The 23370-nt window shown below is 66.2% G+C and carries 22 protein-coding genes and 3 pseudogenes; 11 read left to right on the forward strand and 14 right to left on the reverse strand.

Features of this window, described 5'->3' with window-relative positions:
• The first annotated feature begins 47 nt into the window (after positions 1-47).
• Positions 48-1073 (forward strand): sulfate ABC transporter substrate-binding protein, encoded by a 1026-nt coding sequence (locus tag PW947_RS13940; RefSeq protein WP_299632907.1) that lies wholly within the window; start codon positions 48-50, stop codon positions 1071-1073.
• 410 nt (positions 1074-1483) lie between these two features.
• On the opposite strand, the gene PW947_RS13945 is transcribed toward PW947_RS13940, so the two are convergent.
• Positions 1484-1828, reverse strand: a complete 345-nt coding sequence (locus PW947_RS13945) for a hypothetical protein (RefSeq protein WP_299632908.1) — start codon at positions 1826-1828, stop codon at positions 1484-1486.
• A gap of 533 nt (positions 1829-2361) precedes the next feature.
• On the opposite strand from PW947_RS13945, the gene PW947_RS13950 reads away from it, so the two are divergent.
• Positions 2362-2847, forward strand: coding sequence for a hypothetical protein (locus tag PW947_RS13950; RefSeq protein WP_299632909.1), 486 nt, complete (start codon positions 2362-2364; stop codon positions 2845-2847).
• Positions 2848-3329: 482 nt separating this feature from the next.
• Here the strand turns inward: PW947_RS13950 and bioB are convergent, their stop codons facing one another.
• The 3 genes and pseudogenes from bioB to PW947_RS13965 form a co-directional block, all read right to left on the reverse strand.
• Positions 3330-4391 carry a biotin synthase BioB gene (gene bioB / locus PW947_RS13955; RefSeq protein ID WP_299632910.1) on the reverse strand — a complete coding sequence of 354 codons (1062 nt, stop codon included), beginning with the start codon at positions 4389-4391 and terminating at the stop codon, positions 3330-3332.
• A gap of 30 nt (positions 4392-4421) precedes the next feature.
• Positions 4422-5139, reverse strand: a pseudogene (gene bioD / locus PW947_RS13960) (dethiobiotin synthase).
• Positions 5136-5936 (reverse strand): annotated as a pseudogene (locus PW947_RS13965) (aminotransferase class I/II-fold pyridoxal phosphate-dependent enzyme); the annotation flags it as partial. The pseudogenes bioD and PW947_RS13965, both read right to left, overlap by 4 nt.
• A gap of 456 nt (positions 5937-6392) precedes the next feature.
• Between PW947_RS13965 and PW947_RS31230 the strand changes: the two are divergent.
• Both PW947_RS31230 and PW947_RS13975 read left to right on the forward strand, forming a co-directional pair.
• Positions 6393-6533, forward strand: a complete 141-nt coding sequence (locus PW947_RS31230; protein ID WP_366146117.1) for a hypothetical protein — start codon at positions 6393-6395, stop codon at positions 6531-6533.
• Between the two features lie 105 nt (positions 6534-6638).
• The gene (locus PW947_RS13975; protein WP_299632912.1) at positions 6639-8297 is read left to right on the forward strand and encodes a mechanosensitive ion channel domain-containing protein; all 1659 of its coding nucleotides are present in this window, start codon (positions 6639-6641) and stop codon (positions 8295-8297) included.
• Positions 8298-8301: 4 nt separating this feature from the next.
• Here the strand turns inward: PW947_RS13975 and PW947_RS13980 are convergent, their stop codons facing one another.
• From PW947_RS13980 to PW947_RS13995, 4 genes are read right to left on the reverse strand one after another with little or no spacing between them, the layout of a single operon-like run.
• Entirely contained in the window at positions 8302-8697 is a 396-nt protein-coding gene (locus PW947_RS13980) for a VOC family protein (protein ID WP_299632913.1), read from the reverse strand.
• Positions 8697-9326, reverse strand: coding sequence for an isochorismatase family protein (locus PW947_RS13985; RefSeq protein ID WP_299632914.1), 630 nt, complete (start codon positions 9324-9326; stop codon positions 8697-8699). Before PW947_RS13985 ends, PW947_RS13980 begins: the two co-directional genes overlap by 1 nt.
• A complete protein-coding gene (locus PW947_RS13990) occupies positions 9316-10188 on the reverse strand; it encodes an isocitrate lyase/PEP mutase family protein (RefSeq protein WP_299632915.1) in 873 nt (290 codons plus the stop codon). The genes PW947_RS13985 and PW947_RS13990 overlap by 11 nt, the downstream gene beginning before the upstream one ends.
• Positions 10185-11099: a hypothetical protein gene (locus PW947_RS13995; RefSeq protein WP_299632916.1), complete on the reverse strand. Its 915-nt coding sequence runs from the start codon at positions 11097-11099 to the stop codon at positions 10185-10187. The genes PW947_RS13990 and PW947_RS13995 overlap by 4 nt, the downstream gene beginning before the upstream one ends.
• Before the next feature lie 218 nt (positions 11100-11317).
• Between PW947_RS13995 and PW947_RS14000 the strand changes: the two genes are divergently transcribed.
• Positions 11318-12319 (forward strand): alpha/beta fold hydrolase, encoded by a 1002-nt coding sequence (locus tag PW947_RS14000; RefSeq protein WP_299632917.1) that lies wholly within the window; start codon positions 11318-11320, stop codon positions 12317-12319.
• 117 nt (positions 12320-12436) lie between these two features.
• Here the strand turns inward: PW947_RS14000 and PW947_RS14005 are convergent, their stop codons facing one another.
• The 4 genes from PW947_RS14005 to PW947_RS14020 form a co-directional block, all read right to left on the reverse strand.
• Complete coding sequence (locus PW947_RS14005; protein WP_299632918.1) at positions 12437-12730, reverse strand: hypothetical protein; 294 nt, start codon at positions 12728-12730, stop codon at positions 12437-12439.
• Positions 12727-13734: a class I SAM-dependent methyltransferase gene (locus tag PW947_RS14010; RefSeq protein WP_299632919.1), complete on the reverse strand. Its 1008-nt coding sequence runs from the start codon at positions 13732-13734 to the stop codon at positions 12727-12729. The genes PW947_RS14005 and PW947_RS14010 overlap by 4 nt, the downstream gene beginning before the upstream one ends.
• Before the next feature lie 172 nt (positions 13735-13906).
• Positions 13907-14803, reverse strand: coding sequence for a helix-turn-helix domain-containing protein (locus PW947_RS14015; protein WP_299632920.1), 897 nt, complete (start codon positions 14801-14803; stop codon positions 13907-13909).
• Between the two features lie 64 nt (positions 14804-14867).
• On the reverse strand, positions 14868-15401 hold the full coding sequence (locus PW947_RS14020; protein WP_299632921.1) for an XRE family transcriptional regulator: 534 nt from the start codon (positions 15399-15401) through the stop codon (positions 14868-14870).
• 263 nt (positions 15402-15664) lie between these two features.
• On the opposite strand from PW947_RS14020, the gene PW947_RS14025 reads away from it, so the two are divergent.
• Genes PW947_RS14025 through PW947_RS14050 form a run of 6 tightly spaced genes read left to right on the forward strand, consistent with a single transcriptional unit; the run spans position 15665 to position 21650 of the window.
• A complete protein-coding gene (locus tag PW947_RS14025) occupies positions 15665-18586 on the forward strand; it encodes a monovalent cation/H+ antiporter subunit A (RefSeq protein ID WP_299632922.1) in 2922 nt (973 codons plus the stop codon).
• Complete coding sequence (locus PW947_RS14030) at positions 18586-18930, forward strand: Na+/H+ antiporter subunit C (protein ID WP_299632923.1); 345 nt, start codon at positions 18586-18588, stop codon at positions 18928-18930. The genes PW947_RS14025 and PW947_RS14030 overlap by 1 nt, the downstream gene beginning before the upstream one ends.
• A complete protein-coding gene (locus PW947_RS14035; RefSeq protein ID WP_299632924.1) occupies positions 18927-20543 on the forward strand; it encodes a monovalent cation/H+ antiporter subunit D in 1617 nt (538 codons plus the stop codon). The genes PW947_RS14030 and PW947_RS14035 overlap by 4 nt, the downstream gene beginning before the upstream one ends.
• The gene (locus tag PW947_RS14040; protein WP_299632925.1) at positions 20540-21028 is read left to right on the forward strand and encodes a Na+/H+ antiporter subunit E; all 489 of its coding nucleotides are present in this window, start codon (positions 20540-20542) and stop codon (positions 21026-21028) included. The genes PW947_RS14035 and PW947_RS14040 overlap by 4 nt, the downstream gene beginning before the upstream one ends.
• A complete protein-coding gene (locus tag PW947_RS14045) occupies positions 21025-21303 on the forward strand; it encodes a K+/H+ antiporter subunit F (RefSeq protein ID WP_299632926.1) in 279 nt (92 codons plus the stop codon). Before PW947_RS14040 ends, PW947_RS14045 begins: the two co-directional genes overlap by 4 nt.
• Positions 21300-21650, forward strand: a complete 351-nt coding sequence (locus PW947_RS14050) for a Na+/H+ antiporter subunit G (protein ID WP_299632927.1) — start codon at positions 21300-21302, stop codon at positions 21648-21650. The genes PW947_RS14045 and PW947_RS14050 overlap by 4 nt, the downstream gene beginning before the upstream one ends.
• 6 nt (positions 21651-21656) lie before the next feature.
• Here the strand turns inward: PW947_RS14050 and PW947_RS14055 are convergent, their stop codons facing one another.
• Positions 21657-22655 carry an ABC transporter substrate-binding protein gene (locus tag PW947_RS14055; RefSeq protein ID WP_299632928.1) on the reverse strand — a complete coding sequence of 333 codons (999 nt, stop codon included), beginning with the start codon at positions 22653-22655 and terminating at the stop codon, positions 21657-21659.
• A gap of 52 nt (positions 22656-22707) precedes the next feature.
• Positions 22708-23173 (reverse strand): annotated as a pseudogene (locus tag PW947_RS14060) (hypothetical protein).
• Positions 23174-23370: the final 197 nt, after the last annotated feature.

Here is a 23370-nt window from a genome sequence, read left to right on the forward strand (position 1 = left end):
CGATCCGATAGAATCCCCGCAACATCCACTCATCTGACGGGGACATCATGGCAGGCAAAGGACATACGACGCGCTGGCTCGCGGGCGGACTGACGGCATTGGCGCTCGGCTTGAGCGGCGTGCCGCTCGCGCACGCGGACACGTCGTTGCTGAACGTGTCGTACGACGTGACGCGCGAACTCTACAAGGACATCAACACGGCCTTCGTCGCGGATTACAAGAAGAAGACCGGCGAGACGATCACGATCAAGCAGTCGCACGGCGCATCGAGCGCGCAGGCGTTGTCGGTCACGCAGGGCTTGCAGGCCGACGTGGTGACGATGAACCAGCCGAACGATATCGACCTGCTCGCCGAGCGCGGTCAACTGGTGCCCGCCAACTGGCGCACGCGTCTGCCGGACGACAGCGCACCGTACACGACGACGATGGTCTTCCTCGTGCGCAAGGGTAATCCGAAGCACATTCAGGATTGGGACGATCTCGCGAAGCCGGGCATGCAGGTGGTGATCGCGAATCCGAAGACGTCGGGAAATGGCCGCTATGCGTATCTGGCGGCGTGGGGCTACCGCAAGCAGCACGGCGGCACCGACGCGCAGGCGATGGATTTCGAGAAAGCCATTTTCAAGAACGTGCCGGTGCTCGATGCGGGCGGCCGGGGCGCGACGACGACCTTTACACAGCGCGGTATCGGCGATGTGCTGGTGACGTTCGAGAACGAGGTGTCGTTGATCGATTCGGGCGTGGGCGGCGGCGGTTTCGACGCGGTGTATCCGTCCGTGAGTTTGCTGGCTGCGCCGCCGGTGACGATTGTGGATAAGGTTGTGGATAAGCGCGGTACAAGAAAGCAGGCGCAGGCTTATCTGGACTTCCTGTACTCGCCGGAAGGGCAGGAGATCATTGCGCAGCATCATTTGCGGCCCCGTGACAAAACGGTGCTGGCGAAGCATGCAGCGGAGTTCAAGCCGATCAAGACATTCACGGTCGAGCAGATGTTCGGCGGCTGGCAGAAGGCGCAACAGACGCACTTTTCCGATGGCGGTACGTTCGATCAGGTGGTGGTCGGACGGGAGTGACGTAGCGGCAAACTGAGACGCACGGTCAAGCGGGCGAATCGTTCGTCGATAAGATTGCACGCTAAGTCATCGCGGATCGCGGCCACCCGGTCGCAGTCCGCCCGACTGTCCGGCGCGCGCACGGGGTGAGGGCCAACCTGCCGCGTGAGTTTGTGACTCCGCATCGCGAGGCGCCATGCTTCGCATCGCGATCCGCATTCATGCCTACGCAGTTCATGCTGCCCGATTCAGATCACGCGTACTCAGATAAGCGGATCCGGAATCGCGGGAATATCCCGCCGTGCATGGCGAACGCCGGACGTTTCACATGGTTTCAGCAGCAAACAATCGCTACGGGAACGCAAAAAAGAAAACGGGTCGGCGGCGCGTGTGCCGCGGCCCGTTTATAACAATCGGGCTCGACGCCAAACCTATTGCGTCACCGTTTCGGTTCTGGCCTGTCGGGCCTGTCTAGTCACCCCTCGCTTCTTCTTCTTCTTCTTCCGTAATCCGCGTGCGTCGTCGACGACGATGCTGAACATTTCCGCTTCGATTTGCGCGGACGCCTGATATTCGTCGGCGAGTCGTGCGAGCAGTTGCGCGAGTTTGTGCTGCGCGTCTGTGGCTTCGGGATTCAGCGTCACCGCCGATTGCAGCGTTTGTGCAAGCGCCGACAGATCGCCGAGTTGCGACGCATAGCGGAAGCCTGCGTCAACGGCAGCAAGCGAGATACGTTCGAATTGAGCGACGCTGGGCGTGAGGGACGGTTGATTCATGGCGCGATTTCCTGTCGATGCGTGAAATCGCCCGGACACTCGCTGGCGAGAGGGTGAGCGGGCACATGGCAAGGTTGGAAGACCGGGACAGTAACAAACCGGCGAGCTTTTCAGCTCCCTCGCCAAGGCCCGCCCATTGAGACTGGACGTGCAAAGGCTAGCGCACTGCCTGCTTGCGCAGGCGCGTGCGGTTACTGTCAACTCAGGCTTCCAAACCTGTCCGTCGTTGTCTTGACGGCCTGTTCAGTATAGAGAAACGCGCACGCACAACAACTCGTCCGAACGGCATAGGACGGTGGCGCACGGGGTCGCGCGCGCTTAACGAATCCAGCTTTGCGTCAGCGGGATCATAAGCGTTCCGGAGTAACGTGGAAAAGTGTTTCGGCGCGGGGGGGAACTGCCGCGTATCGAACGCATACGCAGATCGCCGGGAGTAGGTCGATGCGTTGACTGGCGCCGCGAGCACTCGCGGCGCGTCGTCAGATGGGTTGTCGATCGTGACTACCCGAGATCCAGCTTTGCGGAATGGGCGCATGCAAACTGATTGGGCGCGGAAGTCCCGCAACGATCCCGCGCGATCGGGCCTCGGCGATGCGCTGTGCACACGCGGCATCGTCGGTTGCGAAGTGGGTGATGTCTCTCAGCACGCACTGACCCAGCAGCTTTGCGTCGTCTTTAACCGCATCCCGTTCCTCGCCACGTTGCCTTGCGGCGTGCATGGCCGCGAACACTTTGGCGGTCGCGATGGCCTCGTCGAATTGAAAGGCGTGACGATAAAGTTAGACAGCCCGAGATCGCGCACGCGCTGTCGCTTCGCTCAGCTCACCGATATCGATATCGAGCTTGGCGTGGACGGAGACTGCTCAGACAAATCCAAAACTGTCGAGCAGCACGGATGTCAATCTGACATGCCTCGGAGATGGCGCACCCATCCGGCCGGATCATCGACGTCTTTCCATGCCTGCTCGCCGTTTGCCGTGAGCCGCTCGAAAGCCGCAGGATCAAAACGCGGCGCGTAGGCGAGGATTCCACGGGTTCACCGGTATCGATATCGAGCTTGGCGTGGATGTGAAGAAGGACTTCGTCGTCGAGATTGTCCCTCTCTCCGCGGATATAGTGTTCCACGTTCACGAGTTGTGGCGAGTGATCGTGACTGATTGCATGACCCGGGAAGGTGTCGTTCGGCGGGAGGGTGGTGTGGTTCGTATTCATCTGGATTCCTTGCTGTCGTCGTCAGTGACGGGAAGCCCATTTTCCGGCGAACGGCGTACGAAAACCACTCGGTCCAACATCATAGGACGAAGCCAGCAGGCGAAAACGGTTGCACGAAAGATAAACGCCGCCGCGTGCGATCGCGAGCAACGTGAAAAAACGTGTCCAACCCGTCCGCCTCCATTCGCCGCGCTGCACACACCCCGAAAAAACAAAAAGACCGCAAGCGCCGTCACCGGCACTTACGGTCTTTCAGCACGACCGCCTTACACAGCGGCAGCGATTTCGCTTAATTCGTCGCGTGTCCGTCGCAGCCCTTCGAGCACTCGGCTTTGTCGCTTGCCATCTGATTCGCGGCCTCGGCCTTGATGCCCAGACGCGACAGCAGCTTGCGGTCCGCTTCGGCCTGCGGATTGCTCGTCGTCAGCAATTGATCGCCGTAGAAAATCGAGTTCGCGCCCGCGAGGAAACACAGCGCCTGCAACGCCTCGTCCATCTGCTCACGGCCCGCCGACAGACGCACCATCGCCGTCGGCATCGCGATGCGCGCCACCGCAATGGTTCGCACGAACTCGAACGGATCGATGGCTTCGGTGCCCGACAGCGGCGTGCCTTCGACCTGCACGAGATTGTTGATCGGCACCGATTCCGGATACGGGTCCATATTCGCCAGCTGCGAAATCAGTCCCGCACGCTCGCGACGCGATTCGCCCAGACCGACGATCCCGCCGCAACACACGTTGATCCCGGCATCGCGCACACGCTCCAGCGTATCGAGACGATCCTGATACGTGCGCGTCGAAATGATCTGGCCGTAAAACTCCGGCGACGTATCCAGATTGTGGTTGTAGTAATCGAGCCCGGCATCGCGCAACGCCTGCGCCTGATGCGTCTCCAGCATGCCCAGCGTCACGCAGGTTTCGAGGCCCATCGCCTTCACGCCGCGAATCATGTCCTTGATCGGTTCGAGGTGACGATCTTTCGGATTGCGCCACGCCGCGCCCATGCAGAAGCGCGTCGCGCCGTTCTCTTTCGCGACCTTCGCCGCGGCCAGCACTTCATCCACCGGCATCAGTTTATCTGCGGCCAGACCGGTATCGTGATGAACCGATTGCGGGCAGTACGCGCAATCCTCCTCGCAGCCACCGGTCTTGATCGACAGCAGCGTCGACAGTTGCACCGTATTCGCATCGAAATGCTCGCGGTGCGTCTGCTGCGCACGGAACATCAGGTCGTTGAACGGCAGTTCGTACAGCGCGACGACGTCCGCGACACGCCAGCGTGCAACGGGAACCGCGGGCGCGGCTGCGGCGTGATCGGTGACGGCGGAAGCGGTTTGAAGTTGGGTCATGTAACGATCCTCATCAAGAAGAGAGTGAGTTCATTGCGATGCGCGCAGCGCATGCATGAGCAAAGGCATGTTCAGTTGATCCGCCGCCACGTCGGGCGAGGCGGGGCTCAGATGCGGGACGATTCCGAGCAGCGGCGCATCGTATCGACTGGCGAAGCGCGCACGGATCGTTGCGATATTTTCGTCGGGGAAACTCATGTCCGGATCGACGCGATTCGCGACCCAGCCGACCAGTTGCAGTCCGCGCGCGACGATCGCTTCGGCGGTCAGCAATGCGTGGCTGATACAGCCCAGCCGCATGCCGACGACCAGCACCACCGGCAGGTTCAGCGCGACCGCGAGATCGGCGGTGTCGTGCGTGTCGGTGAGCGGTACGCAAAAAGCCACCGACGCCTTCCACCACCACGACGTCCGCGCACTGCATCGCTTGCGCGTGACACTCGACGATCGGCGCGATCTCCAGTTCGACGTTTTCGAGCGCGGCGGCGATATGTGGCGCGGCGGCTTCGTTCAACAGATACGGCGTGCGCATCGCCGCCAGCAGCACGACGCTCGACGCCGCATCGAGCACGTCGGTGTCTTCGTTGCGCGTGACGCCTTCGGCCTCATACGTGCCGGCCGCGATCGGCTTCATCGCGGCCGCGCGCAGTCCTTCGCGCGCGAAGCCGCGCAGCAGCGCCGCGCTGACGAGCGTCTTGCCGATCTCGGTATCGGTGCCGGTGACGAACAGCGATAGCGGCGCGCTCATTGCGTACCACCGGCGCATGCGCGCAAACCGGCTTCGAGCCGATCCAGATCGTCGTGCGAATGGGCGGCGGACAAGGACACGCGCAGCCGCGACGTGCCGACCGGAACGGTCGGCGGACGGATCGCGGGAACCCACAGGCCCGCGCGATCCAGCGCGCCGGCCATGTCGAGCGCCGCGTCGTTCGCACCGATGATCAGCGGCTGCACGGCGGTATGGGAATCGACCGGAATCCACGGCGTCGCCTTGAGCATCGCGCGCGTGCGTTCGATCAACGCGCGCAGATGCGTGCGACGCGCCTCGCCTTCATCGCCGCCGATGATTTTCAGGCTCGCGGACACGGCGTACGCGGCAGCGGGCGTCGAAGCCGTCGTGAAAATATACGGACGGGCGCGCTGCACGAGCCATTCGATCACCGTTGCATGCGCGACGACGAACGCGCCCGACACGCCTGCGGCCTTGCCGAGCGTGCCGATCGAAATCAGGTTGGGCGAACGCAGCGCGGCTTGCGCAATCGCGCCGCGACCTTGCGGGCCGAGCACGCCGAAACCATGCGCATCGTCGAGCACGAGCCAGGCGCTGTGCCGTTCCGCAAGCGCGAGCAGGGCCGCGAGCGGCGCGACGTCGCCGTCCATGCTGAACACGGTATCCGAGACGATCAGCTTCACGTCTGCATCCGACGCGTCGAGCATCGCGCTCAATGCGTCGGTGTCGCCGTGCGGATAGATCTGCACGTCGGCGCGCGACAGACGCGCGCCGTCGATCAGCGACGCGTGATTCAGCGCGTCGGAAAACAGCGTGTTGCGCAGGCGCAGCCTTCGCAGGCCTCGCCGCTGGCCCAGGCTTCGGCGACGATCGCGCAAGCCGAGAAGGACCTGCGCACGATCGACCACACGCTCGACACTCGCGTCGATGCCGCCGATCGTGCCACCCTGCGCGCCACCGCCGTCGCCGCGCAGCAAGGGTTGAGCACGGCTGAAGGCCAGCTCTCCGACCAGCTCGCGCTGCTCGACGACCGCATCACCGGACTCGGCCCCGTCACCGCCGGGGTGGTGGAAGCACCCGACATTCAGCGTGAGCGCCAGCGCCTGGCCCACAACCGCTCGGCGATCGACGCCGCGGTCAAGCGCGCGCGGCTTTCGGGGTCGAGGCGCAGCAGCTGATCGACGAGATCGACCGCAGCAAGGCGCAGCAGCTGAACGAGACGCTGTCGACCCTGCGTCGAATTCCCCCTTGCGCCCACGTTCTGGAGCGAACTGCTCGAATCGCTGCCGCGCGATCTGCGCCGGGTCGGCCTGTTCGCGGCCAAGGAGGCGAGCAATGTACAGGCGCGCAGGCGCTGGCGGCTACTCGCCAGTGGCAGGCGTTCCTCGGGCTCGCCTTCGCGCTCGCCCTGATGTTTCCGGTGCGCGTCGCCTGCCGCCAGCTCGGGCAGAGCTACCTCGTCGGCAGCGCGCCGGGGCACCGCATCCGCCGTTCGCTGTTCAAGGCCTTGCTGGAAGGTGCTGATCGGCACCCTCGTCCCGGCGCTCGCGGCTTACAGCCTGGTCCAGGGCTTGCGCTGGGCGAACCTGTTCCCGGCCAACTGGGACGACCTGTTCGACGGTTTCGTCGCCGCCAGCGGGTTCTCCGCGTTCACCGCCTCGCTGGCGGGCGCGGTCCTCATGCGCAAGCTGCCGTCGTGGCGAGTCGCCCCGATTTCCGACGATACCGCCAACCAGTTGCGCCCGCTGACGTGGGTGCTGGCGATGATCGCCTTCGCCAGCGGCCTGATCGACGCGTTCAACCGCACGATCGGCGCGAGCCGCACCGCGACCACCGGCTGGCAGATGATCGAGGCGCTGGTCCACCTGCTGTGGATCGCCGTCGCGCTGAGCGCGCTGGGCCGCCTGCGCGCCCGCCGGGTCGAGGCCGAGGAAGCCGAAGGCATCGCGCCGGGCGCGGGGATCGCGGCTATGACGCTGGTCGCCTGGGCGCTCGTCATCGCCGCACTGATCGCGTTGGCGGCGGGCTACGTGGCGCTCAGCCTGTTCGTTGCGCGCGTCATCATCTGGGCCGCCGTGCTCGGCGCCGCGCTCTACCTGCTGCTGGGCACCGCGGACGACGCCGCGATGCTGCTGTTCAACCGCGACAGCCGGTTGGGCGTGACGCTCACCCGCTCGATCGGCGTGCGCGGCAGCGTGGTGGACCAGCTCGGCGTGCTCGTCTCCGCGATCGCCCGCGTGATCCTCGTGCTGATCGCGTTCGGGCTGCTGATGTCGCCGTTCGGTGGCGGCGACGGGCTGACCAGCATCTTCGGACGCCTGGGTACCCTAAGTCAGGGCTTCGAAGTGGGCGGCATCGCGATCTCGCCGGGCGCGGTGATCCGCGCCGTGGTGGTCTTCGCGCTGGGCCTGGCGATCGTCCGCGCATTCATGGGCTGGCTGGAAAAGCGCTACCTTCCCGCCACCGACCTCGACGGTTCGGCGCGCAATTCGGCCAGCCTCGTCGCCCGCTACGTCGGCATCGCGCTCGTCATCATCTGGGCGCTCGCCTCGCTCGGCATCGGCATCGAGCGGATCGCACTGCTGCTGTCGGCCTTGTCGGTCGGCATCGGCTTCGGCCTTCAGGCGATCACCCAGAACTTCGTGTCAGGCCTGATCCTGCTGGCCGAGCGCCCGATCAAGATCGGCGACTGGGTGCGCGTCGGCACCGACGAGGGCGACGTCAAGCGGATCAGCGTGCGGTCGACCGAGATCACCTTGTCCGATCACTCGACGCTGATCGTGCCCAACTCCGAACTCATCACCAAGACGGTGCTCAACAAGACGCTGTCGAGCCCGCTCGGCCGCATCCAGCTCCAGTTCTCGGTGCCGCTCGACACGCCCGTCGACACCGTGCGGCAGATCGTGCTGGGCATCTTCGCCGCCGAGGCCGCCGTGCTCGACGAACCCGCGCCCAGCGCCTTCATCGATTCGATCGCGCTGGACCGCATCGCCTTCAACTGCTTCGCCCACGTCGCCTCCCCGCGCGACGTGTACCGCACGCGCAGCAACGTGCTGATGGCGCTGCTACGCACGTTCGCGGCGCAAGGCATCGACATCGGCACCCTGCCGCAGAAGCTGGAACTGCATACGAGTGATCCGTTGCCGGAAGCAAAAGCGCCTCCGGTCAGCGACTAAGCGCTCAAACCTCGAGAAATTCGAGGATGTTGCCTGCACCATCGCGGATGAACAGGCCGCGACCGAAGCGTTCGCCCACTTCGAGCACCAGCTCGATCCCCCGCGCGATCAGGTCGGCGCGGAAGGCGTCGTAATCCGCCACGGTGAACGCCGCGTGCTTGTTGCCCAAAGTCTTGAGGTCGGCGCGCGGATCGAGGCGGTCGGCGGGCATCGGCAGCGGGTCGGCGACCTCGAACAATTCTATGCGTAGGCCGTCGCGTTCGAGGAACAGCGCCTTGGTGCCGCCCGGAATCGGGAAGCGCCGTTCCACGCGAAAGCCCAGCACATCCTCGTACCAGCGCGCGGCGCCCTCGATGTCCGCCACCGACATCGCCGCGTGGTGGAAACCGAAGCGCGCCATCAGCGCGCGATCAGCGCCAGCGCCGCCTCGGCGTCGATCACGTCGCCGATCTTGGCCTGGATGTCGAACAGGTTGCTTTCGTGCGGGCCCGGCGCGCGGTCGGCGCAGGCGTCCGCCACGACCAGCGGCACGAAGCCGTTGCACAGCGCGTCGAGCGCGGTCGCGCGCACGCAGCCCGAGGTCGAATAGCCGCCGATCAGCAGCGTATCGATTCCCTCGGCCACCAGCATCGAGGCCAGCGCGGTGCCGAAGAAGGCGGAGGGATAGAACTTGGTGAGCACCCGGTCGCCCGGCTGCGGCGTCAGGCTTTCGGGGAAAGCGCCCAGCGGCGAGCCGGCCATGAAGTTCTTGAGGCCCGGCACCTTGCGGAAGAACATGCCGCCTTCGCTGCCGTCGCGGTATTCCACGTTCGTCAGGATCACCGGGATGCCCGCCGCGCGCGCCGCCGCGGCAAGCCGTACCGCCTGCTCCAGCGCCGCCTCGCCCTGCGCGTAAAGCGGCGACGCGGGGTCGAGATAGGCCATGACCATGTCGATCAGCACCAGCGCCGGCTTCTTGCCCGGCTCCAGCCCGCCGCCGAACCCGGCGCTGGCGTAGTCGGTGTTCAGATCGGTCTGTTCAGCAGCCATATTTCGCTCCTTGGTCGAGCAGCGCCTTGGCGCCGGTCAGGTCGTTGAGATGGTGAAGCTCACCGGTCGCGCCGCGCAGGGCCGCGCTCGAACGGTCGCCGGCAAGCCGCGTCAGCCAGTCCGCGCCCGATGTGGCGAGGCCGCCCAGCAGCAGCAGCGGATGCAGCGCCACCGCGACGCCCAGCGCTTCGAGGCGCACTTCGTCGTCGGTCGGCGTCACCCCGCCCGCGGCGAGGTTGTGGACCAGCGGCACCCGCGCGGCGAAGCGGCGCGTCACGGTTTCGAGTTCGTCCATCGTGCGCGCGCCTTCGACGAAGACCGCGTCGGCCCCTTCGGCGAGGAAGGCATCGGCCCGCTCGATCGCCGAATCGAGCCCCTCGACCGAGAGCGCATCGGTGCGCGCGACCACCAACATGTCGCCGCGCGCGTCGAGCGCGGCGCGCACCCGGCCCACCGCGTCGGCCAGCGGCACCACCTGCTTGCCGGCCATGTGGCCGCAGCGCTTGGGGAAGGTCTGGTCCTCGATCTGCACCGCGCTGGCGCCCGCGCGTTCGAGCATGCGCACGAACCGCTGCAGCGTGAGCGCGTTGCCGAAGCCGGTGTCGCCGTCGACCAGCAGCGGCAGGTCGCTGGCATCGCGCATCAGCGCGATGGTGTCGACCACCCGGTCCGCCGGCACCAGGCCGAGGTCGGCGCGGCCCAGCATCGCCATCGACAGCGCCGCGCCCGAGACGAACCCCGCCTCGAACCCGGCGCGTTCGACCAGCAGCATGGTCAACGCGTCCCAGCAGCCCGGCATCGACACGAGGCCGCGCGTCGCCCGCTCGGCGAGACGGCCGCGCAGCCTCGTTACATGGTTCATCCCAGCTGGCCCGGAATGTGGTCTTCGTGGTTTTCGAGATACCAGGCGGCGATTTCCTCGCGGGTCGCCCACCATACGCCGGGCAGCGACTTGGCATGCTCGATGAATTCGCGGATCGCGCGGACGCGGTGCGCGCGGCCCGAGACGTGCGGGTGCAGACCAACGTTCATGATGCGGCCGGTCTTCTCGCCCTCTGCGTAAAGCACGTCGAGTTCCTCGATCAGCGCGTCGCGGAACTGGTCGGTGGTGAAGTTCTTTCGAGTAATGAACGTGAAGTCATTGATCTCGTTGGAATAGGGTACCGAGACGATCGGGCCGTTGGGCGTGCGCAGCATGTAGGGCTGGTCGTCGTTCATGATGTCGCAGTAGAACGTGCAGCCCTCGCCAGCGAGGATGTCGGCGGTCTGCAGGGTGCCGCGCAAGCTGGACGAGAGCCAGCCCTTGGCCTTGCGGCCGGTGAACTTCTCGTACTGAGCGAGGCTGCGTAGCACGATCTCGCGCTCTTTGGCCGGGTCGCCCGCGAAGCCGGTCAGCAGTTCGCCCTGCTCCCAGTTGTGCGCCAGCAGTTCCCAACCGCGCTCTAGCACCGCGTCGGTCATCGCCTTGCGACGCTCGAAAGTGACGGCGTTGGTGGTGCAGGTGGCGGGCACGCCCAGTTCGTCGAACAGCTCGAACAGGCGCCAGATGCCGACGCGCTGGCCATATTCGCGCCAGGAGTAGTTCGGGAAATCGGGCACGTTGCCGGGCAGGATGTCTGGCAGGATCGCCGGACCGCCCGCGTAATAAGGCTTGTCGGTGTCCTTCACCAAGTCCCAGGTTTCGAGATTGAAAGTGAGCATCAGCGCGACGCGGGCGCCGTTGGGCCACTTGAGCGGCTTGCGCTGCGGCAAGGGGACGTAATCGTATTCCATCGCGAACCTCCGGGGGCGGGTACAGGACAGCCGGGGGCGAACCCCGTATCCGTCATCCGGTTGGACCTAGGTCGGCCATTGCGCAACAGCCTAGCAGGCGATCGCGGACTTCTCGCCTGTCGAGGAACGCACGCACCGCTATTGTGGCATTTCGCCGGTGGCGCGCTAACTGCCGGGATCCTGCCGGCATCGCGCCGACGTTCGAAGGAAGACCCGCCATGGCCCGCCCCGCCCCGCTTTCGCCGCGCCTGCTCGCCCTGCTGGCGCCGATGTTCACCGGCGTTCTGGCGAGCCTGCTGCCGGCATCGGCCGGCGCCGCGTCCAACGAGACGCCACCGCAAGTCGAAGCGCCGGCGACGATCGCCTCGGTCGATCCGGTGGCGATCGCACAGGGGCCCGACGGGCGGCCGCTGCTGATGCGCGTCACCGCGCCAGTGCAGGGGCGGAATTTGCCGGTGCTGGTGCTCAGCCACGGCAACCTGCTCAACCGCTCGGACTATCGCCCGCTGGTCGAGGCGCTGGCGCGCGACGGCTGGATCGTGATCCAGCCCGACCATCCTGACGCTTCGCACGACGGCTTTCCGCCCGCCCCCTACCCCGCCGACACCTGGCGCATCCGGCTCGACCAGGTGAACTGGATCGGCGGCCATGTGGCGCAAGTGCTGGGCAAAGTGCCCGGCCTTGCGGCGCGGGCGGACCTCGCGCGGCTGGCGCTGCTGGGGCACAGCTTCGGCGGGCATACTGCGGCACTGGCGATGGGCGCGCGGGTGCAGGGCGAGCAACAGCCGGGGCCGACAGGCGCCTTCCGCGCCGCTGTGCTGCTCTCGCCGCCGGGCAACTGGGAGGGGCTGACCCCGCAGTGGCAGCAGCGCGGACCCTACATGAAAGTCGACTGGACGTCGCTGCGCGGGCCGGTGCTGATGGTGAACGGCACCGCCGATACCACGCCGCTGACCGACCAGGGGCCCGGCTGGCACGACGACGGGTTCCGGCTGTCGTCGGCGACCTCGGGGATGTGCCTGATGCACGTCGAGGGTGCGGGGCATTACCTCGGCGGCATCGACAGCACGCTGCGCCCGCCGCAGGGCGACGCCAAGCCGGAGCGCCGCGCGCGCGTGTTCGCGGCGGTTACGGCGTTCCTCGACGCAGAGGTCGGGCGCAAGACGCCGGCCGCGGCGCAATGGCCGGCGATCCGCGCGGGGCTGGCCTGCAAGGGGTGAGTGGGATCCTCCTTGTTCCGACGGAATGGGGAGCGTGAGGGCTGACGGAGGGGTCGATGCCCCTCCACCACCAGCTTGCTGGCGGTCCCCCTCCCCATCGCTGCGCGACGGGGAGGATTAGCCAGCCTTCAGCGCGACCAGCAGGTTGTCGACGATCTGTTTGCGGCGCGTATCGAGGCGCGCTTCGACCGCCGGGTCGGGCTGGAACGCATCGATGTCCTGCGCGGTGATGCCGTGGCGCGCGAGCAGGGCTTCGGTGACGATCTGGCGATCACACACCACCCACAGTTCCCGCGCCAGGGCGAGCACCGCTTCGGCGACGTCGTCGATGCGGGTGGGCGGCAGGATCTGGCGCGCCGCGGTCACGTCGCGGCTGGCGCGTTCGGCGCTGAGATCAAGCGTGTCGGTCATGCGGGCTTGCGTCCATAGATGATGTAGGGGTCGCGCCCCGGATTGGGTTGCCAGCCACGCACGTCGACGAAACCGGCGGCGCGGGCCATCGGCTCCATGTCGAGCTTGGCGGTCGAGCGCCAGAACGGCTCGCCGCCCCAGCGGGCCAGCCAGTCGAACCGCCAGGCGGTCAGCTTGTCGAGGCTCTGGGTGCGGGCGACGTCGGCCATGACCATGTCGCCGCCGGGTTCGAGCACGCGGAACGCCTCGACGAAGATCGCCTCGATCGCCTTGACCGGCATCTCGTGGTGGATCGCATAAGCGGTGACGAGGTCGAAGCTGGCGTCGGCGAACATCGGCATGTGCTCGCCCACGCCGGTGTGCAGGTCCCAGGCGAAGCCCTTTTCGTTGGCCACCCGCTGCGCCTGCTCGATCATCCGCAGCGACGGGTCGATGCCGGTCAGGTGCGCGTCGGGGAACACTTCGGCGATGGCGACCGAGTGGTGGCCCGACGACGTGCCGATCTCGAGGATGCGGCGATAGTCGTCGCGCGGCAGCGCGCGCAGCACGGCGCGGCGGTTGCCGTAGATGTCGCCGGGGAAGATCTTCGAGACGTACTTCTTGTGAACCAGCTCGCCATGGATGAAGCCGTTCCACGGCCCCGCGTCCCACCCGCCGCGGGTGCGGTGGAACCACACTTTCGACCAGTAGTTCGGCGCGTCGAAATCATGCTCGGTGACGGTGGTGCCACCCTGCTTGAGCGCTTCCAGCTCGGGCAGGATCGTGTCCTCGATCTCGGCGAAGGCCTGCTCGGCGGCGCGGCCGTGCTGCTTGGCGGTCCATTCGCCCAGCAGCGCGCGCGCCTGGTACGTGGGAGAGTCCGCCAGCGCCGCGTCGATCGTCTTGTGGCGCTGTTCCATGTCGTCGGGGAGGCTGTCGGCATCGAGGCCGCCCGCCGCCAGTTCGGCTTCGACCTGCTGCTGCAGGCGCGAGGCCGCCAGCCGGGTCGTCACTTCGAAGTCCATCAGTGCGCGACCTGGCGTTGGTCAGGTCGCTGATCACGGTGCGTCTTTTTCGCCACTTCTCCTAGCAGCAACGGTGTTGTGCGGCACGCCGCTTAACGCCCCCGCAACGCCACCGGCCGGTACAGCGTTCGCACGCCATATTTCTCGCGATACTCGCTCAGCGCATATCCCGTCACCCGCAGGAAGTTCTTGCCAGCAGCGCGCCCACGTCCTGGTACCCGACGCTGCTGGCGATCTGGTCGACGTTGCGCTGGCTGGTTTCCAGCAGATGGCAGGCACGGGCAATACGCAGTTGCTGGCAATATTCGGTCGGCTTCAACCCGGTGCTGGCATGGAAGCGGCGCAGGAAAGTACGTGGCTCCAGACCCGCGCAGGCTGCCATTTCATCGAGGGTGACGCCCATGGCGCGGTTGTCCTGCAACCACAGTTGCACCTTCAGCACCGCCGCATGGCCGTGGTCCAGGCGCGGCTGGAACGGGCTGGGCGGCAGCGGTTCGGTGCGCTCCGGCACCGTCAGCAGGCCATGGGTCTCCATCGCCAGCGAAGCGCCGAAGAAATGCGCCAGCACCGCCAGCCCCACCGTCTGCCAGGCCTGGGTGCCTGACGAAGTCACCACGTCGCCCTCGTCCACCAGTACTTCGTGGGGCACCACCTGCACCTTCGGATAATAAGCGGCCAGGGCCATCGCATGGTCCCAGTGCACCGTGGCGCGGCGGCCTTGCAACAGCCCCGCCATCGCGATCAGCCAGGCCCCCGAACACACCGCCACCAACATCGCGCCGTCGGCGTGCCAGCGCCGCAGCGCGGCAATCATCGGCGCCAGCGCCTGCGCATCCGGCACCGGCAAGCCGGCCAACGGCGGCACGAATACCACCGCTGGGGCGGCGCCCTGGTCCACCCCCGTGACCGTGTCCAGCTGTACCGCTGGCGTTTTCGCCATGCCCAGTTCGGCACGAACCTGCTGCGCGCAGGCGAACAGATCGGCCAGCCCGACGGCGCTGGAATGCAGGGCACCGGGGTACTGCAGCACGCACAGGCGTAACACGGGATGCTCAGGAGTGTCTGTCATTTTTCACGGCCTTCTACGCGGTAGTGCACATGCTACCGAAACCGGCCCGGAACAGAGAAGCGCTTTAAAACACCACGTTGCGCACGAACCGCACGGCCACCTCACCCTCATTACGATAGCCATGGGCACGGTGGCTGGCGAACATGAAGAACTCTCCGGCGGCGATCTGCCGGCTGGCGCCGTCGACGTCCAGGGTCAAGCAGCCTGAATACACGAACAACTGCTCGCTGAAGCCCTCGGCATCACAGGTACTGTCGTAGCGTTCGCCGGGCGCCAGGCACCACTCCCACAGCTCCACCTCGCGGCGTGCCGGGGCGCTGGCCAGCAGCACCGCCTTGCTGCCGGCCCGGGTGCCGGCCCAGGCCACTTCGTTGATGCGCCCGGGGTCACGGTTGTCGGGCGCGCGGATCAGGTCACTGAACACCACGTCCAAGGCCTCGGCGACGCGGTCCAGGGTGCCCAGGCTGACGTTCTTCTCGCCAGCCTCGATGGCCACCAGCATGCGCCGGCTGACCCCGGAGCGTTCGGCCAGCACGCTTTGACTGAAGCCAGCAGCATGGCGCAGGCGGCGAACATTGTGGCTGACGTGTTGCAGCACCGAGGTGCGCGGTGGGGAGTCTTGGGGCACGAGGAGATAAGCTCTGCTAAGGGCGTGTGCGCAGTATATTGCATCACCCTTGCGGTGACAGCTGCCACAGGCCGCGGCAGGGCCATTAGGCTCGGTTGCCGTCTTTGGTAAAATTTTGTCATGAAAAACCCACCAAATAGACCACTATTGTAGGGTCCTGCCACAGCTTCCCGGTTGGTGATGGCCGTCCGTCCCCGTATGATCATTGCTTCACTTCAGCAGATCAGACCGCTATGTCATTGATAGTTCTACTGCTTCTGCCCTTTCTCGGCAGCTGCCTGGCGGCGGTGCTGCCCCACGACGCGCGCAACCGCGAGTCGATATTGGCCGGTCTGGTCGCCCTTGCGGGCACAATTGCCGTTGCCTTCATGTACCCGCAGATCGCCCACGGCGGCGTGATTCGCGAGACCTACACCTGGCTGCCCAGCCTGGGCCTGAACGTCACGTTACGCATGGACGGCTTCGCCTGGCTGTTTTCACTGCTGGTACTGGGCATCGGCACGCTCGTGTCGCTGTACGCTCGCTACTACATGTCGCCGGACGACCCGGTGCCGCGCTTCTTCGCCTTTTTCCTGGCGTTCATGGGCGCCATGCTCGGCCTGGTGATTTCCGGCAACCTGGTGCAGATGGTGTTCTTCTGGGAACTGACCAGCCTGTTCTCGTTCTTGCTGATCGGCTACTGGCACCACCGCGCCGATGCCCGTCGCGGTGCCTACATGGCCCTGGCGGTCACCGGCGCGGGCGGCCTGTGCCTGCTGGCCGGGGTATTGCTGCTGGGCCAGGTGGTGGGCAGCTATGACCTGGACACGGTGCTGGCGGCCGGTGAGCAGATCCGCGCCAGCCACCTGTACCCGGTGCTGCTGACCCTGATCCTGATCGGCGCCCTGAGCAAAAGCGCGCAATTCCCCTTCCACTTCTGGCTGCCCCACGCGATGGCGGCGCCGACGCCGGTGTCGGCTTACCTGCACTCGGCGACCATGGTCAAGGCCGGGGTGTTCCTGCTGGCGCGCCTGTGGCCGTCGCTGTCGGGCAGCGACCAGTGGTTCTGGATGGTCAGCGGCGCCGGGGCCTGCACCCTGCTGCTGGGCGCCTACGCGGCCATGTTCCAGAACGACCTGAAGGGCCTGCTGGCCTACTCCACCATCAGCCACCTGGGCCTGATCACGCTGCTGCTGGGGCTCAACAGCCCATTGGCTGCGGTGGCGGCGGTGTTCCATATCCTCAACCACGCCACCTTCAAGGCCTCGCTGTTCATGGCCGCAGGCATCATCGACCACGAAAGCGGCACCCGCGACATCCGCCGCCTCAGTGGGCTGTTCCGGCTAATCCCGTTCACGGCCACGCTGGCCATGGTCGCCAGCGCGGCCATGGCCGGCGTGCCATTGATGAACGGCTTCCTGTCCAAGGAAATGTTCTTCGCCGAAACCGTGTTCATCACCTCCACCGCCTGGGTAGAAGCCGCACTGCCGGCGGTGGCGACCTTGGCTGGCACCTTCAGCGTGGTCTACGCGCTGCGCTTCACGGTCGACGTATTCTTCGGCCCGCCGGCCATGGACCTGCCTCACCAGCCCCACGAGCCGCCGCGCTGGATGCGCGCACCGGTAGAGCTGCTGGTGTTGCTGTGCCTGGTGGTGGGAATCTTCCCGGCGCAGTCGGTCGGCCCGCTGCTGGCCGCCGCCGCACTGCCGGTGGTGGGCGGCGAACTGCCGGCCTACAGCCTGGCGATCTGGCATGGTTTCAATGCGCCGCTGATCATGAGCCTGATCGCCATGGGCGCTGGCATCGTGCTGTACCTGCTGATGCGCCGCCAGTTCCAGCGCGGCCGCCTGCAACGCCCGCCCCTGGTGGGCCGGCTCAACGGCAAGCGATTGTTCGAGCGTAGCCTGGTGCTGTTGATGCGCCTGGCGCGGCGCACCGAGCGGCTGGTGACCACCCGCCGCCTGCAACCGCAGCTGTTCATGCTGGTGCTGGTGGCGGTGGTGGCAGGCCTGATCCCGTTGCTCGACTACGGCCTGACCTGGGGCACGCGGCCGAAGATAGCTGGCTCCGGGGTGTTCGTGGCCCTGTGGCTGATCGCCATTGCCTGCGCCCTCGGCGCGGCGTGGCAGGCCAAGTACCACCGGCTGGCAGCCCTGACCATGGTCAGCGTCTGCGGGTTGATGACCTGCATCACCTTCATCTGGTTCTCGGCGCCGGACCTGGCGCTGACGCAACTGGTGGTCGAAGTGGTGACCACGGTGCTGATCCTGCTTGGCCTGCGCTGGCTGCCGCGGCGTATCGAGACCGTGCTGCCGCTGCCCGGCAGCGAGGCTCGCGCCCGCTTGCGGCGCCTGCGCGACCTGCTGCTGGCCGTCGCTGTGGGCGGCGGCATGGCGGCGCTGTCCTACGCCATGCTGACGCGCCCCACGCCCAACGTCATCTCCGAGTTCTACCTGCGCAAGGCGCTGCCCGAGGGCGGCGGCAGCAATGTGGTCAACGTCATGCTGGTGGACTTTCGCGGCTTCGACACCCTGGGCGAGATCACCGTGCTGGTGGCCACGGCGCTGGCCATCTTCGCCCTGCTGCGGCGCTTCCGGCCGCCGCGCGAAAGCATCCAGTTGCCGGCCCAGCAACGCCTGCTGGCGCCGGACGTGGTCACCGACCTGGTCAACCCGCGCCAGGCCAGCGACACCGCCCTGGGCTTCATGATGGTGCCGGCGGTACTGGTGCGCCTGCTGCTGCCCATCGCCGTGGTGGTGTCCATGTACCTGTTCATGCGCGGCCACAACCAGCCCGGCGGCGGCTTCGTCGCCGGCCTGGTGATGGCGGTGGCGTTCATTCTGCAGTACATGGTGGCCGGCACCCAGTGGGTGGAAGCACACATGCGCCTGCGGCCCCAGCGCTGGATGGGCGTGGGTCTGTTGTTCGCCACGCTCACCGGGGTGGGCGCAATGCTGTTGGGCTACCCCTTCCTCACCACCCACACCGCCCACCTGCACCTGCCGCTGTTGGGCGAGGTGCACGTGGCCAGCGCCCTGTTCTTCGACATTGGCGTGTTCAGCGTGGTGGTCGGCTCCACCCTGCTGATCCTCACGGCGCTGGCGCACCAGTCGGTGCGCAGCCATAAACCCACCGGGCTGCCCAAGCCCGTCGCGCAACCGCTAGGGAGTGCCTGATGGAAGAAGTCATTGCCATCGCCATCGGCGTGCTGGCCGCCTCCGGCGTCTGGCTGATCCTGCGGCCCCGGACCTTCCAGGTGGCCATGGGCCTGTGCCTGCTGTCCTACGGGGTCAACCTGTTCATTTTCAGCATGGGCAGCCTGTTCATTGGCAAGGAGCCGATCATCAAGGACGGCGTCGCCCAGGACCTGCTGCACTACACCGACCCACTGCCCCAGGCGCTGGTACTCACGGCCATCGTCATCAGCTTTGCCATGACCGCGCTGTTCCTGGTGGTGCTGCTGGCCTCACGGGGCCTGACCGGCACCGACCATGTGGATGGCCGGGAGCGCGGCGAATGAGCCTGACGCCTGCGCTGCTGATCGCGCCGATCCTGCTGCCGTTGCTCACCGCCGCGGCCATGCTGTTGCTGGGCGAGAAACATCGCCCGCTCAAGGCCCGCCTGAACCTGCTGTCGACCCTCGCGGGGCTCGCCATCGCCGCCGTGCTGCTGCACGGCGCGCAACAACAGGACCAGGCCAGTTCCATCGGCGTGTACCTGCCCGGCAACTGGCCGGCGCCGTTCGGCATCGTGCTGGTGCTCGATCGCCTGTCGGCGCTGATGCTGGTGTTGACCGGCATTGTCGCCAGCGCCGCGCTGCTGTTCGCCATGGCCCGCTGGGACCGCGCCGGGGCCAGCTTCCATGCGCTGTTCCAGATTCAGCTGATGGGCCTGTACGGCGCCTTCCTGACGGCCGACCTGTTCAACCTGTTCGTGTTCTTCGAAGTGCTGCTGGCCGCGTCCTACGGCATGCTGCTGCACGGCTCGGGGCGGGCGCGGGTGTCCTCGGGGCTGCACTACATCGCCATCAACCTGCTGGCCTCGTCGCTGTTCCTGATCGGCGCGGCGATGATCTACGGCGTCACCGGCACCCTCAACCTGGCCGACCTGGCGCTGAAGATCCCCCAGGTACCGGCCAGCGACGTGGGCCTGCTGCACGCCGGGGTGGCGATCCTGGCCACGGCATTCCTGGCCAAGGCTGGCATGTGGCCCCTGAACTTCTGGCTGGTGCCCGCCTACGCCTCGGCCAGCGCGCCAGTGGCGGCGCTGTTCGCGATCATGACCAAAGTCGGCGTGTACACCCTGCTGCGCCTGTGGACGCTGCTGTTCTCCAGCCAGGCCGGTAGCTCGGCCTACTTCGGCGGCCACTGGCTGCTGTACGGCGGCCTGGTCACCATCGCCGTGGCCGGTATTGCCGTGCTGGCGGCCCAGCGCCTGGAGCGCATGGCGAGCCTGAGTATCCTGGTGTCGGCGGGCACCCTGCTGGCGGCCGTGGGCTTCGGCGTGCCGGCGATCACCGCCGGGGCGCTTTTCTATCTGGTCAGCTCGACGCTGGCGCTGGCCGCCCTGTTCCTGCTCGCTGAGCTGGTGGAACGCTCGCGCTCGGCCAACGAGCTGTCCCTGGAGGATGACAACGACCTGCTGCCGCGCCCGGTGGAATCGCTGCACCCGCCCAAGGGCATCAACCTGGACGATGAGCAGAAAGCCGTGGTCGGGCAGGTGATTCCCTGGACCATGGCCTTCCTCGGCCTGAGCTTCATCGCCTGCGCCCTGCTGGTGATCGGCATGCCGCCGCTGTCGGGGTTCATCGCCAAGCTCAACCTGATCAACGCGCTGTTCGTCACCGCCAGCCCCGCTGCCTGGGCCATGGTCACGCTGTTGATTCTCTCGGGCCTGGCCACGCTGCTGGCCATGACCCGTGTCGGCATCCAGCGCTTCTGGACACCCCAGGAACGCCCCTCGCCGCTGCTGCGCCGTTTTGAATGCATCCCCATCGTGGTGCTGCTGGGCCTGTGCCTGGTGCTGACAGTCAAGGGCGAGGCGCTGCTGCGCTACACCCACGACACCGCCGCCTTGCTCGATGACCCCAGCCATTACATTGATGCCGTGATGGCAGCCGAGGTGCGGCCATGAAGCGCCTGTTCCCCGCCCCGCTGCTGTCGCTGGCCTGCGCCCTGCTGTGGCTGCTGCTGAACCTGTCGCTGAGCCCGGGCAACCTGCTGCTGGCCGTGGCGCTAGGGGTGCTGGCGCCGCTGCTGATGAGTTCGTTGCGGCCCCAGCCGGTGCGCATTCGCAAGCCGCTGACGCTACTGCGCCTGCTTGGCCGGGTGGGCATTGACGTGGTGCAGTCCAACCTGCAGGTGGCCTGGGGCGTGCTCAACCTGGGCCGCCGTGCGCCGCGCTCGACCTTCGTCAAGGTGCCCCTGGACCTGCGTGACGCCAGCGGCCTGGCCGCGCTGTCGACCATCACCACCGTGGTGCCCGGCACCGTCTGGTCGGAGCTGGCCCTGGACCGCAGCATCCTGTTGCTGCACGTGTTCGACCTGGACGACGAAGCGCGCTTCATCGCGCATTTCAAGGCCACCTACGAACGCCCGCTCATGGAGATTTTCGAATGAGTGCCCTGCTCGACCACGCCATTGTCGTCAGCCTGGCGATCTTTGCCCTGGCCATGCTGCTCACCCTGTACCGGCTGTTCAAAGGGCCGTCGGCCCAGGACCGGGTGCTGGCGCTGGACTACCTGTACATCCTGGGCATGCTGACCATGCTCACCCTGGGAATTCGCTATGGCAGCGAAACCTATTTCGAGGCGGCGCTGCTGATCGCCTTGTTCGGCTTCGTCGGCTCGTTCGCGCTGGCCAAGTTCCTGCTGCGTGGCGAGGTGATCGAATGAGCGAACTACCCGTGTGGACGCAGGTCATTGTCGGCGTGCTGCTGTTGCTCGGTAGCCTGTTCGCCCTGGTCGGGGCGATCGGCATGGTGCGCCTGAAGGACTTTTTCCAGCGCATGCACCCACCGGCGCTGGCCTCGACCCTCGGCGCCTGGTGCGTAGCGCTGGCCTGCGTCGTGTTCTTTTCGGCGCGCGAGCACGGCCTGGTGTTGCACGCTTGGCTGATCCCGATCCTGCTGGCGATCACCGTACCAGTCACCACCTTGCTGCTGGCCCGCGCCGCCCTGTTTCGCAAGCGCATGGCCGGCGAGCCGGTGCCGGGCGAAGTCAGCAGCCGGCGCCAAGGCTGAACCCGATCACAGCGCGGCAGCCACCTTGTCAGCCACTGGCCCCGGCACCCAAGCCCGCCACAGCTGCGGGTGCTGCTTGAGGAAGGTAATGGCCACCTGGCGCGGCGGCAAGTGCCCTTCGCTCATGGTGGCCAGCGCCTTGTTCAGGTCATCGATGGGCAACTGCACCTGTTGGAAGAATGCCACCAGTTGCGGGTAATCCTTGGCAAACGCCGACGACACACCCACCGACAGAATTGATGGCGGCGACCGAGTGGGCTTGGGCGCCGAGTTGTCCGCCTGGGTCAGGGTCTTCCACGCCTCGGGGTCGAAGGCTGGTTCCTGCAATTGGATCAGGCGGTAGCGCCCCAACAAAGGCGTGGGCGACCAGTAGTAGAACAACACCGGCTGGCCGCGCTTGATCGACGACGTGATCTCAGCGTCCAGTGCCGCGCCGCTGCCGGTGCGAAAGTTGCTGTAGCTGTCAGTCAGGCCGTAGGCCTTGAGCTTCTGCCCGTTGACCACTTCCGAGGTCCAGCCGATGGGGCTGTTGAGGAAGCGACCCTTGTCGGGGTTTTCCGGGTCGCGGAACACCGCCTTGTAGCGCGGCAGGTCGCTGACACTGCGCAGGTCCGGCGCCAGGGGCTTGATGCCGCGCGCGGCATCGCCCTTCACCACGTATTCGGGCACCCACCAGCCTTCGGTGGCCCCCGCCACCAGGTTGCCCAGGCCCTTGACCTGCCCGGCGGCCTCGGCCTTGACCCACACCGGGCTGCGCCCGGCCCACTCTTCGGCGATCACCTGGATGTCGTTCTTCGCCAGCGCCGTTTCCAGGGTAATGGTGGTGCCAGGCAGCGTGTCGGTGGGCAGCTCGTAGCCCTTTTCCACCACCACGCGCAGCAACTCGGTGATCAGGCTGCCGCTTTCCCAGTTCAGGTCGGCGAAATGAATTGGCGCGGGGGCCGCGCGCACGGGCGACGCCAGCAGCGCCAGGCACCAGAGCACAAGGGGCAGTAACACTTTCATCGGCAAGGCCTCTACAGTCAGGACTCACTGACTGTAGACCACGGCCCGCAGGTTATTCGCTGGGTTTGAACGTGAGCTCACCCTTGCGCCACTTGGCGGCCTTGGACGACGCCGCTTTCAGGGTCTTGGCCAGGCCGCCCTGCAACTGTTCCTTGGCGGCGAACACCATGACCACCGTCTGGCTTTCCTTGAACACGATGCCTTCACCATCGGCCGTACTGACAAAGGCATATTCACCCAGGCCATACACCGCCAACTTGATGTCGCGGAACTTGATTTCAAACTTGCCGCCTTCGCGGCTGGGCAATACCGCGGCGCGGAAATGATCACCCACCTTCAGTTCCAGGCGCTGCTTGTCATCCACCACCAAGGCACTCTCGGTGTCGATCTCGGCCATGTATATACCTTCGGCCGTTTGTTCAGTGACATACACGAAACGCGATTGAAACAATTTCACCAGTTTGGCGCGAATCGCCGAGCACGAACAGCGCGTGCATTTCCAGATTACTGACTGCCAATTAAAAATTCCTCGATATGAAAACACTGCCTGGCAACCTCACAGGCAGCCGAACTGAACCTCGTCCGAACGAAGACCAAGGTTCGGCGCAACACTGAAACAAGTCCATGGACGGTCAGGCCCCACCCTATGCCGGACGGCCTGCGATGAGCGGCTCACAGCGCTGCAAGAGACTATCCGGAAAGAACCGGGTGGCGA

Origin of the sequence: Paraburkholderia sp., from assembly GCF_028283785.1 — a bacterium.
GTDB lineage: Bacteria > Pseudomonadota > Gammaproteobacteria > Burkholderiales > Burkholderiaceae > Paraburkholderia.